Below are 13790 nucleotides of genomic sequence, written 5' to 3' on the forward strand. Positions count from 1 at the left end.
GGCTAAGCGAGGATCGCCTCCAGCGCCTCGTCCAAGGTCGGGTAACGGAAGGTGAAGCCCGCCTGCTCGAGGCGCGCGGGGCGCATGTCGGCCCCGCTCAGCAACAGCTGCGACATCTCGCCGAGTGCCGCCTTGAGCAGGGCGGCCGGTACCGGGAAGGGTGTCGGACGATGCAGATGGTGCGCCAGGCAATGAGTGAACTCCGCATTGCGTACCGGGTGGGGGGCCGAGCCATTGAAGGGGCCTGAAAGATCGTCACGCTCGAGCAGGAATTCGATGGCTCGCACCAGATCCTCGCGGTGAATCCACGGCATGAACTGGCGGCCGTCGCCGAAGCGTCCTCCCAATCCCAGCTTGAAAGGCGGCAACATCTTGGCCAGGCTACCACCGCCCTGGTCGAGCACCAGGCCGGTACGCAGCAGCGCCACGCGCACGCCCTGCTCGGACGCCTCCTGTGCCACTGCCTCCCAGCGTGCACAGAGGCGATGGGCGAACTCATCATGGGGGGGTGTCGCTTCGCAGACCTCCCGCTCTCCCTGGTCGCCATAGTAGCCCATGGCGGAGCCGGAGATCAGCACGGCGGGCGCGGCCCCTTGTCCATGAAGACGCTGGCAGAGCCTGACCAGTTCACTGGTAATGCCGAGGCGCGACTCGACCAGGCGCCGCTTCTGCGCCTCGCTCCAGCGCTTGGCGGCAATTGATTCACCGGCCAGGTTGATGATGGCCTGGGGCCAGCTGTCGGCAAAATCCATCACCGCAGTGTGTACCCTTGTGCCTTGGGGCAAGCGAGAACGAGCCTTCTCGGGACGGCGCGATACCACCAACAGCTCATGACCCGCCTGATGGAGACGCTCGCAGAGCCGCTGACCCACGAAGCCGCTTCCTCCGGTCACGAGAATTCGCATCACGCCTCCTTACCTGACCCGCGTAAAATTATACAAGTATTATACGCCACTGTCAGTTTAGCCAATAATGTCCAGTCTGCCATGAATTGAACGATAACCTCTTGGCACTCATTCTTGATGATCGTCCAAGTGGATGATTAACGTCTGAACCATTATTTGTACAACAGGATTGCCCTGTACAATATTTTTCTGCATCCTGAAAGCAAGGCTAATAGGGTAATGTCACCGATCGAGATGACGGCTGCATTACCGCACCCGCAAGAGGTATTCGTTTGCATGAGTGACAAGGCGACCCACCCGGCCGGCGCGCCGCTATATCCGATCCGCGAGGTGTCGCGCCTGACCGGCGTCAACTCGGTGACACTGCGGGCCTGGGAGCGTCGCTATGCACTGATCTGCCCGCAACGTACTCCCAAGGGTCATCGCCTCTACGCCCGCGAGGACATCAAGCGCATCGAGAGCATACTGCAGTGGCTGAGTCGTGGCGTGCCCGTCAGCCAGGTACGCGAACTGCTCGAGCAGCCCGCCACGCTGGAGACATCGTCCCCGGCGGCCGGTGACTGGCAGACTCAGCGTGAGCAACTGGTCAATGCGGTGGAAGCGCTGGACCTAGCGCGACTCGACACCCTCTTCAACCAGGGCATGGCGCTCTACCCCGTTTCCACTTGCCTGACCGAGCTGCTCAAGCCAATGGTCGAAACGCTTGAGGAGCACTGGGACGAACAACTGGGCGCGATGCTGCAGAGGCGTACACTGGAGACCTTCCTGCGCACCCTGATCGGCACCCGGCTCTATCACGCCAACCGCTCGAATCACGGCCCGGCACTGATCATCAGCCGCCTGCCTGAAGACGCAGGCATGCTGTGGGTATTGATGATCGCTCTGGCGGCCAGCCAGAGCGGCTTTCGTATCCATCTCTTTGACGCTCCACTACCGCTCGCTGAGATGCCACTCGCCGTTCAGCGCTTCAAGGCCTCCGCCCTGCTGCTGTGCAGCGGCCAGGCCGAGCGTGCCGATCTCATCCGTCGCCAGCTGCCACGCCTGGCCGAGCAGCTCGAAGTGCCGCTCGGCTTGTGCGGCCCGGTCGCGCGGATTCGTGCAGGCGAGCTTGCCGACAGCCAAGTGGCAGTGCTCGGCGACGATCCGCTCCAGGCAATGTCCCGTCTCTCGCCGCTGGTCACGGGCTGAGGTCTGCCAGCCACGACAGGAAGCACGGATAGGGAGCGAAGCGATGACACCGCGCCTGGTATGGTTTCGCAGTGACCTGCGCATTCACGACAATACCGCACTGAGCGAAGCGGCTACGCGCTGCGGACCACTCATGCCGACTGCACCTCGCCAAGCAGCTGCGCCTCGAGTTCCTGAACCGGGATTGGTCTTGAGAAGAGGAAACCCTGCACGATTGGACAGCCGTTCTCGCTCAGGAAGTTGCACTGCTCCTGGGTCTCGACTCCCTCCGCAATGACCTCGAGTTCCAATCCCCGCGCAATCGCCAGTACCGCGCTGACGATGGCGGCATCGGCGCTATCTCCCGGCAACGATCGTATGAAGGCACGATCCAGCTTCAGCTTGTCGATCGGCAGGCGCTTGAGGTAGCTCAGCGACGAGTAGCCGGTACCGAAGTCATCGATGGCGATCTGATGACCAAGCGCCCGAAGCGCCTCCATCCGGGGATAGATATCGCCGGCACGATCGTCGAGCAGCACCGACTCGGTCAGCTCGAGCCCGAGCAGCGAAGCTGAGACCTGATACTTGCTAAGCGCAGAAGCCAGACGTGCTTCGAGGTCGCCCTGGATCAATTGCATGGCGGAGATATTGACCCACACCGTGACCATCGGCATGCCGATCTGCCGCCAGCTGGCGAGCTGGGCGATGGCCTGTTCGACTACCCAGCCCCCCAGGGAGGTCATCAAGCCATGGCGCTCGGCCAGGGGAATGAAATCGCCCGGCGAGATCATGCCGTACTCGGGGTGACGCCAGCGCAGCAGGGCCTCCATCCCCACCAGAGCGCCATCGACAAGACGATGCTGTGTCTGGTAGTGCAGCTCCAATTGGCTGCCGGTGGCAAGTGCGGCACGCAGGTCATTGACCAGCGCCAGCTGGCGATTGCCGGTGACATCCAGGGAGGGGCGGAAGCGCTGATCGTTGTTACGGCCATGGCGCTTGGCGCTGTAGAGCGCCGACTCCAGGCGCTGGAACAGTACACCCGAGTCGTTGCCATCATCCGGGGCTCGGCAACTGCCGATGGTCAAGCCCAGGCGCAGTGCATGACCATTGAGCTCGAAAGGTTCGCTCAAGTGCTCGCGCAGGCCGGTGACCCACTGCTCATGGTCGTCGAAGGTGGTAGTACGGATCACCATGAACTCGTCGCCGCCTAGACGCCCCACCACGCCGCCCGCCACATGGCCGGCCAGGCGCTGGCCAAAGCGTGCCAATAGCCGGTCGCCAATGTCGACCCCCATGGCATCGTTGACACTCTTGAAGCCATCGATATCGATCAGCGCGATATCCAGCCCCTCGCCGGCGCGCAGCTGGCGCAGCCGCGAGGTCATCAGATCGTGCAGGCGACGACGGTTGGGCAGCCCGGTCAACGGATCCTCGAAACCGATACGCCGCAAATCCTGCTCACGCGCCTTGTGGCGCGAGATATCCGTGAAAAGGCCGACATAGTGGCTGATGCGGCCTTTCAGGTCAGTATAGGCCTGCACGCGCAGCCACTCGGGATACTCATCGCCATGCTTGCGCCGGTTCCAGACCTCCCCCTCCCAGCGGCCCGTGGCATGTAGTGTCTGCCAGTAGCGCTCATAAAAGGCCTTGTCGTGCCGCCCCGAGGAGAGCATGGAGGGGTCCTGACCAAACACTTCATCGCTGGTGTAGCCGGTGATCTGGGTAAAGGCAGGATTGACGGCAACGATACGGCTCTTGGCGTCGCTGATCATGACGCCATCTTCGGTGAGCTTGAGCGCTGCCTCGGCAAGCCGGCAGCGCCGGGTCTCGAGCGAGACCTGACGCCAGCCATCCCAGAGGCCGACGCAGACCATCGTCAAGGCGGCGACGCGCAGCCATAGGTCGGGTAGCCAGAGAAGCGCGGCCAGCGCAGCGAGTCCCATCCATACCAGGGGACGATTGAGGGAAAAAGATGGCCACATGACAGTTGTCGTTATCCTGAGTGAATAGGGCGACTCGATTGGTCGATACAGAGCTCAATACTTCTCTATCGGCATCTTTTCCCGACACTGAAGGGCGAGCCAATGGATCCCCTTCGCCACAAGGATGTCGGCTGGCGTGCAATCGCCGCCTGCTGTCAGTAGAATGCTCACAATCCGCGACGCTCGCGACTGACTCCATTTGCTACTTGGAACGACTCAGTGACCAAGCAACACTCCTTTAGTCATGACGAGCTGCTGGCATGCAGCCGAGGCGAACTCTTCGGCCCCGGCAACGCCCAGCTGCCGGCACCCAACATGCTGATGCTCGATCGCATCACTCATATTCATGAGGCAGGCGGTGTCCACGGCAAGGGCGAGCTGATCGCCGAGCTCGATATCCATCCGGAACTGTGGTTCTTCGATTGCCACTTCCCCGGCGACCCGGTCATGCCCGGCTGCTTGGGGCTCGATGCCATGTGGCAGTTGGTCGGCTTCTATCTGGGCTGGCTTGGCCATCCGGGACGCGGCCGAGCGCTGGGTTGCGGCGACGTCAAGTTCACCGGCCAGATCCTGCCGAGCGCCGGCAAGGTCACCTATCATATCCATGTGAAGCGCATCATCACCCGGCGACTAATTCTAGGTCTCGCTGACGGCACGCTGTCCGTCGACGGACGTGAAATCTATCAGGCCAATGACCTGCGGGTCGGCCTGTTTACTTCCACTGCGAATTTCTGACAGGAGGCTTCCATGCGACGAGTGGTAGTCACCGGACTAGGTATCGTGTCTTGCCTCGGCAATGACCAGCAGCAGGTGCTCGATGCACTCAAGAGCGGGCGCTCCGGCATCCGTTTCAAGGAGGAGTACGCCGAGCTTGGCTTTCGCAGCCATGTCGCCGGTGTGGTCGACATCGACCTCGATGCCTTGATCGACCGCAAGCTGCACCGTTTCATGGGCGATGCGGCGGCCTATGCCTACGTCTCCATGGCTCAGGCCATCGAGGATGCCGGGCTTACCCCCGAGCAGGTCTCCCATGAGCGTACCGGTCTGATCGCCGGCTCGGGGGGCGCCTCCAGCGCCAACCAGGTGGAAGCGGCCGACGTCCTGCGCGAGAAGGGGCTGCGTCGCGTGGGTCCCTATCGAGTGACCCGCACCATGGGCAGCACCGTATCGGCTTGCCTTGCCACACCGTTCAAGATCAAGGGTGTGAACTACTCGATCTCCTCGGCCTGCGCTACCTCCGCCCACTGTATCGGCGCGGCCGTCGAGCAGATCCAGCTCGGCAAGCAGGACGTGGTGTTCGCCGGCGGCGGCGAAGAGGAGCACTGGACCCTCTCCTGCCTGTTCGACGCCATGGGCGCGCTTTCCACCCAGTACAACGAGACGCCCGACAAAGCGTCGCGCCCCTATGACAAGAGTCGCGACGGTTTCGTCATCGCCGGTGGCGGTGGCATGCTGGTGCTCGAGGAGCTCGAGCACGCCAAGGCGCGTGGTGCCAAGATTTACGCCGAGCTGGTCGGTTACGGCGCCACCTCGGATGGTCATGACATGGTCGCTCCCTCAGGCGAGGGTGCTGCGCGCTGCATGCGCCAGGCGATGGCCAATCTCGACGGCAAGATCGACTACATCAACACCCACGGCACCTCGACGCCGGTGGGCGATGTCGCCGAGCTCAAGGCGATTCGCGACGTGTTCGGCGACAACGCGCCACCGATGAGCTCCACCAAGTCGCTGACCGGCCACTCGCTGGGCGCCACCGGTGTGCAGGAGACCATCTATTCGCTGCTGATGCTCAATCACGACTTCATCGCTGCCTCGGCCAATGTCGATGAACTCGACGAGCAGGCCGCCGGATTCGATATCGTCACCACGCGTCGCGATAACGCTGGCCTTACGCGGGTTCTCTCCAACAGCTTCGGCTTTGGCGGCACCAATGCCTGCCTGGTGCTGCAGCAGTACCGTGATTGATCCGCAGCCATAGACCAAAGGATAAAAACGACACGGCGCCGAGGCGCCGTTTGTCGTTATGAGATGTGGCAGTGTCTCGGTGGTAAGGGTGCAGGCAGGTGCTCTACAGTGCCGCCAGCCAGAAGAGCGGATCGTGGCGAATCGCCGCGCCGATGATATAGATGAACACGCCGACCGCCGCGACCGCGGCCAGCCCTCGCGTGAAGGGGGTATGACCACGTCATCAATGAGCCTCGAGTGTCGAAGAAGTGATCGTGTCAATGCGGGCCGGCAAGATCGCGCAGCAACAGCGCGAACTCGATATGTTCGGCGTCGATGGCCTCGCCAGGCACCGGGATACGCACCCGATGTCCCGACCCAGGCGCGACCGCCATCGCCTCGCCACTGCGGCTCTCGATGCGTGCAAGGGTGAAGCGGCGATTGCCACCGGGCAGCATCAGCTCCAGCGTATCACCCGTCTCGAAGCGGTTCTTGACCTCCACCTCCAGCCAGCCTCGGTCGGGATCGTAACCGATCACGTCGCCGACGAACTGCTGGTGGACGCCCACCGAATGGCCCTGTTGATAATTCTGATACTTGTCATGCACATGGCGCCGATAGAAGCCCTCGGTATACCCACGATTGGCGAGATTGTCGAGCTCATCCATCAGCCGCATGTCGAAGGGACGCCCGGCCACGGCATCGTCGATGGCGCGACGATAGACCTGAGCGGTGCGCGCCACGTAGTAGTGCGATTTGGTGCGCCCCTCGATCTTCAGCGACGCCACCCCCATCTCGGCGAGTGCCGCCACGTGCTGCACGGCGCGCAGATCCTTGGAGTTCATCACGTAGGTGCCATGCTCGTCCTCCTCCACCGCCATCCTCTCGCCGGGGCGCGAGAGCTCCTCGAACAGCGCCGTCTTGACCGGGACCGACGTGGCGGGAATCAGGTCACCGCACTCGTCGCTGCGCGCGGGCAGCGTGTCATACTTCCAGCGGCAGGCATTGGTGCAGGTGCCCTGGTTGGGATCGCGACGGTTGAAGTAACCCGACAGCAGGCAGCGCCCCGAGTAGGCGATGCACAGCGCGCCATGCACGAAGGTCTCGATCTCGAGATCCGGGCACTCGGCGCGAATCTCGGCGACCTCGCCAAGCGATAGCTCCCGCGACAGGATGATGCGGCTAATGCCCTGCGCCTGCCAGAACTTCGCCGCCGCCCAGTTGACCACATTGGCCTGTACCGAGAGGTGCAGGGTCTGCTCGGGCCAGCGTTCGCGCACCATCATGATCAGCCCCGGGTCGGACATGATCAGTGCATCGGGGCCGGCCTCGACCACCGGCGCCATGTCGCGCAGATAGGTCTTGAGCTTGCTGTTGTGTGGGGCGATGTTCGAGGCAACGTAGAAACGCTTGCCGCGAGCATGGGCGTAGGCGATGCCCCGATGCAGGGTGACGAGAGTGAAGTCGTTGTTGCGCACGCGCAGCGAGTAGCGCGGCTGGCCGGCATAGACAGCATCGGCACCATAGGCAAAGGCGTAGCGCATGTTGCGGAAGGTGCCGGCGGGCGACAGCAGTTCAGGCATGGAAATATCCGACGACTCGACTGGGAAATGGCCAGTGTGCCGCAGCTGAGGAGAAGACGTCTTGATCGATATCAAAGAGATATCGCGATGGCCGGCACGACAGCTCAATATCAGGCGTCTATGGTTAGCAGCAGGAAACGGCTTAACGAAGCCGATTGTCAGGAGGACACATGAACCGATATCTAGCCGGTGCCATCGGCGGCTTGCTTGCCACCGTGCCCATGACCTTGGGCATGAGCACACTGTTCAAACGCCTTCCACGCGACGAGCAGTATCCCCTGCCACCCCGGGAGATCACCCAGGACATCATGCACAAGCTCGGGGCGGAGCCGACGCTTGATGATCAACAGCTCACCCACCTGAGCCTGCTCTCGCACTTTGCCTATGGCGCTGCGGCCGGGGCCGCCTATCCGCTCATCGGCAAGCGGGTAAGCCACCCTGCGCTATACGGTAGCGCCTATGGCGTGGCGGTCTGGGCGACTAGCTACTTCGGCTGGATTCCCGCGTTCAAGATATTGGCGCCACCCACCCGGCATCCGGCTCAGCGGCGCCGGTTGATGATCGGTGTGCACCTGATCTGGGGCGCCAGTACCGTGTTGATCGGTGAACAGTTGGCTCGCCAGCGCGAGGCAGCGCTCGATTTCGACGAGATCGAGCGGCTCTTCCACGAGCGGCGATGAGTCTCCCGGCAGTTGCAAAAAAGCCCGGGCATAGCCTGGGCCAAGGAGGATGACGCAAGCAGGCGCGCTGTCACTCAAGCGATTCGTAGGGTAGTCCAACATAGTTCTCGGCGATGGTCCTGAGCCCTGCCTCGGAGCTGGTGTAGTAGTCGAGCTCGGCTTGCTGCATGCGCGTGCCGAAGTCTTCCTCCTCGGAGAACTTGTGCAGGATCGAGGTCATCCACCAGGAGAAGCGTTCGGCCTTCCAGACTCGCTTGAGGCAGGTCTCGGAATATCGCGGTATCAGATCGGTACGGCCATTCCGATAGACCTCGATCATCAGCCGGTAGAGCGTATTGACATCACTTGCCGCCAGGTTGAGCCCCTTGGCGCCAGTGGGCGGCACGATATGCGCGGCATCGCCGAGCAGGAACAGGCGGCCATACTGCATCGGCTCGGCAACGAAGCTTCTGAGCGGCGCGATGCTCTTCTCGATCGAGGGGCCGGTAACCAGTGCTTGCGCCACGTCGTCGGGCAGGCGGCGCTTGAGTTCCGCCCAGAAACGCTCGTCGGACCAGTTCTCGACCTGCTCGTCGCTGGGAACCTGAATGTAATAACGGCTCCGGCTCTCGGAGCGCATGCTGCACAGCGAGAATCCGCGTTCATGATTGGCGTAGATCAGTTCGTGGGAGACCGGTGGCGTATCGGAGAGAATCCCCAGCCAGCCAAACGGATAGACACGCTCGAACTCCTTGAGACGGTCCTTGGGAATCGATTGCCGCGAGACGCCATGGAAACCGTCGCAGCCCGCCACGTAGTCGCACTCCAGACGCTGCGTCTCACCGCCATGCTCGAAGGTGAGGTAGGGCGCATCGCTGTCCAGATCATGGGGCTGGACGTTTTCGGCCTCGTAGAGCGTCTTGCCGCCAGCGGCCTTGCGCGCCTGCATCAGATCGCGGGTCACCTCGGTCTGGCCATAGACCATCACCTTGCTGCCGCCGGTCAGCGCGGCGAGGTCGATGCGCACGCGGCGATTGTCGAAGGCTAGCTCGAAGCCATCGTGGGGCAGTCCCTCTTCGTTCATGCGCTCGTCGACCCCCGCCTCGCACAGCAGGTCGACCATGCCCTGTTCCAGCACCCCGGCTCGTATCCGCTCTAGCACGTACTCCCCCGAGCGGCGCTCGAGGATCACGTTGTCGATGCCCTGGCGCAGCAGCAGCTGCCCAAGCAGCAGGCCGGCGGGTCCTGCCCCGATAATGGCGACTTGAGTCTTCATGCACTGCCCCGTGATCATTGAATCGATAGTTGTATTTTTCAGTGATCGAGCATGGCTTATAAGGCAATATCAGCAATACGAATTGGATATTTTGCAGATAATGTAGCAACTTTGGTCGTATCCGCAGCGAGGTGAACCGTGACGACGTCTCAGCAACTGGTGCCTGTCTTCAAGCTCTATGGCGAAACGCACCACTGGCCGACACCGGACCTGCTGCACTGCGAATCGATCGCCGAGCGCAGCCAGTTGCATAACTGGCATATCCGCACCCACCGACATGCCGATCTAGTGCATGTGCTGCACATCGCGTCGGGTGAAGTGGAGCTTGACCTCGAGGGGGTCATCCGGCCACTGCAGGGGCCAGTGCTGATCGTGATCCCGAGCATGAGCATTCACGGCTTTCGCTTCGCCCACGATATCCAGGGCCATATCATCACCCTGGCCAAGCCTCTCGCCGATCAGCTGGCCGAGCGCCTTGGCCCGCGAGGCAGCGTGCTTGCCAGAGCGGCCCACTTCACCTTGCTCGGCAAGGTTGCCACGGATATCGATACGCTGACCACCCAGATCGCCGAGGCGTACCGCAGCCCCGGCCTGGGACGCGACCCACTGCTGCATGCGCTGATTCAGGCGTTGGCGGTACAGCTGATGCGGCGCGCCGAGCACCAGCACTCAGTGCCCCGGGCGCCTCGCGGCAGTAGCGGAAAGCCCGACAAGGGACAGGTGCATCTGCAGAATTTCCAGGCGCTGGTCGAGGCCCGCTATCGCGAGCAACCCACCATAGAGGCGCTGGCCACCTGTCTTGGCGTGACCGGTGCGCACCTCAACACGTTATGCCGGCGCCTAGCTGGACGCAGCGCACTGCAGCTGCTGCACGAGCGCCTGCTGCTGGAAGCCAAGCGCCAGCTCATCTACACCAACATGACCATCAGCCAGATCTCCGACGGCCTGGGCTTTTCCGAACCGGCCTACTTCACTCGCTTCTTCAAGCGCAATACCGGGCTCTCGCCCAAGGGATTCAGACAGCGGCAAGGCGAGCTGGCTACTACTTGAAGCAAGAAAGCAATCGCCCGCACCGGCCAGACCGTGTGCGGACACAATGACGAGCGTAGCACTTATCGCAAGGCAGACCCTGAGGATCAGATCAGCCAAAGCGTCAGTATCGGGAAGGCGAGCAGCAGCAGCAGGCGCAGCAGGTCAGCAACGATGAACGGCGCTACCCCACGGTAGATCTCACCCAGCGTGACATGCGGCGCCATCGCCTTGATCACGAAGACGTTCATTCCCACTGGCGGCGTCACCAAGCCCAGCTCCACGGTCAGTACGGTGAGAATGCCGAACCAGATCGGATCGATGCCCAGCATGGTGATGATCGGGAACACCACCGGCACCGTGATCACCAGCATGGCGATCGAGTCCATGAACATGCCGAGCACGAAGTAGAGCAGCAGGATCAGCAGCAGGATCACCATGGTCGGCACTTCAAGCCCGCCCAGGTAGAGGCTGATGCTGAACGAGATGCGTGATACCGAGATGAAGTAGCCCAATGTCTCGGCCCCCACCAGCATGAAGAATACCACCGCCGAAAGGGCCAGGGTCTCCTGCACGCTGCGCCATAGCCCCGCCAGGCGCATGCCCTTGTAGATCGCGTAGAGCAGTGTGGTGAAGGCACCGACGGCAGCCCCTTCGGTCGGCGTGAAGAACCCCTGGTAGATCCCCAGGATGATGATCACGAATACACCGAAGAACGGTATCAGGCCGGCCAGCGAGCGAAACTTCTCAACGAAGGTGGTCGGCTCGCCGGGTACCGCCAACTCAGGCTTGAGGCGCATCATCACCGAGACAGTCAACGCATAGAACAGTAGGCCCAGCAGGCCGGGAATGATTCCCGCGGCGAACATGTCGCCCACCGACTGCTCGGTGAGCACCGCATAGATCAGCAGCGCGATGCTAGGTGGAATCATGATTCCCAGGGTGCCGCCCGCCGCCAGGGTGCCGGTGGCCAGCGAGCGCTGGTAGCCGTGCTTTTCCATCTCCGGCAGCGCCACTCGCGTCATGGTGCTGGCGGTAGCCAGCGATGAGCCCGAGATCGCCGAGAAGATCCCGCAAGAGCCCACCGTGGCGATGGCCATGCCGCCCTTCCAGCCGCCGCACATGGTACGGGTGGAATTGAACAGCATGCCGGCCATACCGGAGTGGGCCGCCAGTACCCCCATCAGGATGAACATCGGAATCGCGCTGAAGCTGTAGCTCGACAGCACATCCACCGGCACCGACTTGAGCATGGCCATGGCCGCCGACCAGGAAATCACCTGGGAGAAGCCCACCACCCCGGTCAGCAACATGGCAAGTGCAACGGGAACGCGCAGCACCAGCAGTACCAGCAGGCCGATCAGCCCCAGGCCGCCTATCATCTCACTGCTCATTGCCGGCACCTCCCTCTACGGCGAATACTCCGCCGAGTACGGCATGCACCAGGCTACGTGCGGTCAGCAGCGCGCACAGCACGGCGCCGCTCTGATAGATCGGGCCCATGGGCAAGCGCAAATCCTGCGTCACCTCCCCATAGGCACGCGCATCGATACCGGCTTGCCACAGGCCCACGGCGAGTACCCCGCCAAGCCCGACAAAGCCCAGCAGGAAGAAGCCGCCCAGGCGCTGTTTCAGCGCCTCGGGCAGCCGATGGCTGAAGGCTTCGACGACCACCTGACTCTTTTCGATATTGGCCGCCATCGCCGCCAGCAGTGAGAACATCATCAGATAGCTGACGAGTTCCACGCTGCCGATGACGCTCCAGTTCAGCGCTCCACCCGAGAGCCTAAACATCATACGCATCAACACATCGATCACGGTGATCGACATCAGCGCCAGCAGCGCGATTCCCGCCACCAGCTGGCATATCACTGCCAGCAGGTGGCTCAGGCGTAACAGCCCCTGCATGGAAATACTCCTCGATGAGATCAATTGGCAGGACAGCTATCGCGTGCATCCATGGCGGCCTGATAGACCTCGCGAGCGTTATCGAGCCCGCGACCTTCCAACTCATCAAGGTACTTTTCGATACCTGCCATGAGCGGACCGGACCACTCCTCGTTCTCGAGCGGATTATCAATCACCCGGATGGTGTGGCCAGCCTCTTCGGCATCGCGCTTGCCGGCTTCGTCCAGGGCATCGAACACACCGCCGGCCACTTCGCTCCACTGCATGCCCATGTTGTTCTCGATGGCCGCCTGCTGTTCGGGAGAGAGGCGATCGAAGGCGCGCTGGTTCATGGTCGCCACGAATACCAGCGAGTAGAACGGCACCTGGGTGTGGTAGTTGGCCAGCTCGTTGAGGCGGAACACCTTCATGCCCTCCCAGGGGAAGCTCAGGCCATCGATCACGCCGCGCTGCAACGAGGTGTAGATATCCGGCGCCGGCATACCCACCGGCTGCGCACCGAGCTGTTCGAGCATCTCGCCGGCCACTGCGGTAGGACGTCGAATGCGTAGCCCATTGAGGTCGCTCGGCGACTGGACATCGCTGTTCACCGTATGCAGGTAGCCAGGGCCGGTGGTGAACATATAGAGCACCTTGGTGTCCTCGTATTCGCTTGCGATGTGGCCATCGTCATAAAGCGTCTGCAGGATGCAAGCACCCTGGCTTGCCGTATCGGAGACACCGGGCAATTCGACGATCTGCGACAGCGGGAAGCGCCCCGCCGTATAGCCTTGTGCAGTGATGGCAATATCCGAAATGCCGCTGACCGTACCTTGATAGGCGGCATCGGCCCGGCTCAGCGTCTGAGAGGGGTAGTTCTCGATGCGCAGCTCGCCTCCCGACTGCTCCTCGATGGCATTGGCCCACGCCTGGAAGATATCCTGGTTGATCGACGATCCGTCGGGCCAGAAGTGCGACATGCGCAAGGTAGTCGCGGCATTGGCGGTAGCGGAGACGCCGGCGATGGAGAGTGCCAGCAGGCAGTGGGAGAGCGTACGGTTCATGGGAACCTCCAGGGAGAGTTATTATGACAACCAATTGTTCGCATAGTGAACAACAGTTCGAAGCATAATGTGAAAATACTCCACCTGCGCGCCGGGCGATAACCCACTTTGGTCTATGAGGCGCAGCATCATCGATTGCCAATCATGGCCAGTGCAACACCATCTGAAGTCGGCTCATTATAGAAAGAGGCAATCGATAAAATTTCTTGGACTTCTGCAAGATTGAAGAAAGACTTTGGTCCTGCTAGACAGGCGTCGACCGAGCTTCGCAACGAGAGGGCTGGCACGATAGCC

12 protein-coding genes and 1 pseudogene are annotated in these 13790 nt (G+C 62.0%); 6 read left to right on the forward strand and 7 right to left on the reverse strand.

What is annotated here, in order from left to right:
• Positions 1-2: 2 nt before the first annotated feature.
• Positions 3-905, reverse strand: a complete 903-nt coding sequence (locus HJD22_RS09300) for a TIGR01777 family oxidoreductase (protein ID WP_208655724.1) — start codon at positions 903-905, stop codon at positions 3-5.
• 276 nt (positions 906-1181) lie between these two features.
• On the opposite strand from HJD22_RS09300, the gene HJD22_RS09305 reads away from it, so the two are divergent.
• Positions 1182-2093: a MerR family transcriptional regulator gene (locus HJD22_RS09305; RefSeq protein ID WP_208655723.1), complete on the forward strand. Its 912-nt coding sequence runs from the start codon at positions 1182-1184 to the stop codon at positions 2091-2093.
• 43 nt (positions 2094-2136) lie between these two features.
• Positions 2137-2193, forward strand: a pseudogene (locus HJD22_RS17805) (hypothetical protein); the annotation flags it as partial.
• A gap of 31 nt (positions 2194-2224) precedes the next feature.
• Here HJD22_RS17805 and HJD22_RS09315 read toward each other — a convergent pair.
• Positions 2225-4054, reverse strand: coding sequence for a bifunctional diguanylate cyclase/phosphodiesterase (locus HJD22_RS09315; protein ID WP_208655722.1), 1830 nt, complete (start codon positions 4052-4054; stop codon positions 2225-2227).
• A 219-nt stretch (positions 4055-4273) separates the two neighbouring features.
• On the opposite strand from HJD22_RS09315, the gene fabA reads away from it, so the two are divergent.
• Positions 4274-4789: a 3-hydroxyacyl-[acyl-carrier-protein] dehydratase FabA gene (gene fabA, locus HJD22_RS09320; protein ID WP_208655721.1), complete on the forward strand. Its 516-nt coding sequence runs from the start codon at positions 4274-4276 to the stop codon at positions 4787-4789.
• A 12-nt stretch (positions 4790-4801) separates the two neighbouring features.
• On the forward strand, positions 4802-6019 hold the full coding sequence (gene fabB, locus HJD22_RS09325) for a beta-ketoacyl-ACP synthase I (RefSeq protein ID WP_208655720.1): 1218 nt from the start codon (positions 4802-4804) through the stop codon (positions 6017-6019).
• A 257-nt stretch (positions 6020-6276) separates the two neighbouring features.
• Here fabB and yegQ read toward each other — a convergent pair whose 3' ends face one another.
• Positions 6277-7587 carry a tRNA 5-hydroxyuridine modification protein YegQ gene (yegQ, locus tag HJD22_RS09330; RefSeq protein ID WP_208656896.1) on the reverse strand — a complete coding sequence of 437 codons (1311 nt, stop codon included), beginning with the start codon at positions 7585-7587 and terminating at the stop codon, positions 6277-6279.
• A 164-nt stretch (positions 7588-7751) separates the two neighbouring features.
• On the opposite strand from yegQ, the gene HJD22_RS09335 reads away from it, so the two are divergent.
• Positions 7752-8261 carry a hypothetical protein gene (locus HJD22_RS09335; protein ID WP_208655719.1) on the forward strand — a complete coding sequence of 170 codons (510 nt, stop codon included), beginning with the start codon at positions 7752-7754 and terminating at the stop codon, positions 8259-8261.
• A 70-nt stretch (positions 8262-8331) separates the two neighbouring features.
• Here the strand turns inward: HJD22_RS09335 and pobA are convergent, their stop codons facing one another.
• A complete protein-coding gene (gene pobA, locus HJD22_RS09340) occupies positions 8332-9516 on the reverse strand; it encodes a 4-hydroxybenzoate 3-monooxygenase (RefSeq protein WP_208655718.1) in 1185 nt (394 codons plus the stop codon).
• Between the two features lie 138 nt (positions 9517-9654).
• Here pobA and HJD22_RS09345 point away from each other — a divergent pair, with 138 nt between their 5' ends.
• Positions 9655-10566 carry a helix-turn-helix domain-containing protein gene (locus HJD22_RS09345; protein WP_208655717.1) on the forward strand — a complete coding sequence of 304 codons (912 nt, stop codon included), beginning with the start codon at positions 9655-9657 and terminating at the stop codon, positions 10564-10566.
• Positions 10567-10652: 86 nt separating this feature from the next.
• Here HJD22_RS09345 and HJD22_RS09350 read toward each other — a convergent pair whose 3' ends face one another.
• The 3 genes from HJD22_RS09350 to HJD22_RS09360 are packed head-to-tail and all read right to left on the reverse strand — an operon-like array spanning position 10653 to position 13496.
• A complete protein-coding gene (locus HJD22_RS09350; protein ID WP_208655716.1) occupies positions 10653-11939 on the reverse strand; it encodes a TRAP transporter large permease in 1287 nt (428 codons plus the stop codon).
• Positions 11929-12453: a TRAP transporter small permease gene (locus tag HJD22_RS09355; RefSeq protein WP_208655715.1), complete on the reverse strand. Its 525-nt coding sequence runs from the start codon at positions 12451-12453 to the stop codon at positions 11929-11931. The genes HJD22_RS09350 and HJD22_RS09355 overlap by 11 nt, the downstream gene beginning before the upstream one ends.
• A gap of 20 nt (positions 12454-12473) precedes the next feature.
• The gene (locus HJD22_RS09360; RefSeq protein WP_208655714.1) at positions 12474-13496 is read right to left on the reverse strand and encodes a TRAP transporter substrate-binding protein; all 1023 of its coding nucleotides are present in this window, start codon (positions 13494-13496) and stop codon (positions 12474-12476) included.
• Positions 13497-13790: the final 294 nt, after the last annotated feature.

The organism is Halomonas sp. TA22, from assembly GCF_013009075.1.
Lineage (GTDB): Bacteria > Pseudomonadota > Gammaproteobacteria > Pseudomonadales > Halomonadaceae > TA22.

Coding starts and splice junctions, on each gene's coding strand:
- HJD22_RS09300 (WP_208655724.1), bottom strand. CDS start 905: ATGCGAATTCTCGTGACCGGAGGAAGCGGCTTCGTGGGTCAGCGGCTC.
- HJD22_RS09305 (WP_208655723.1), top strand. CDS start 1,182: ATGAGTGACAAGGCGACCCACCCGGCCGGCGCGCCGCTATATCCGATC.
- HJD22_RS09315 (WP_208655722.1), bottom strand. CDS start 4,054: ATGTGGCCATCTTTTTCCCTCAATCGTCCCCTGGTATGGATGGGACTC.
- fabB (WP_208655720.1), top strand. CDS start 4,802: ATGCGACGAGTGGTAGTCACCGGACTAGGTATCGTGTCTTGCCTCGGC.
- HJD22_RS09335 (WP_208655719.1), top strand. CDS start 7,752: ATGAACCGATATCTAGCCGGTGCCATCGGCGGCTTGCTTGCCACCGTG.
- pobA (WP_208655718.1), bottom strand. CDS start 9,516: ATGAAGACTCAAGTCGCCATTATCGGGGCAGGACCCGCCGGCCTGCTG.
- HJD22_RS09350 (WP_208655716.1), bottom strand. CDS start 11,939: ATGAGCAGTGAGATGATAGGCGGCCTGGGGCTGATCGGCCTGCTGGTA.
- HJD22_RS09355 (WP_208655715.1), bottom strand. CDS start 12,453: ATGCAGGGGCTGTTACGCCTGAGCCACCTGCTGGCAGTGATATGCCAG.
- HJD22_RS09360 (WP_208655714.1), bottom strand. CDS start 13,496: ATGAACCGTACGCTCTCCCACTGCCTGCTGGCACTCTCCATCGCCGGC.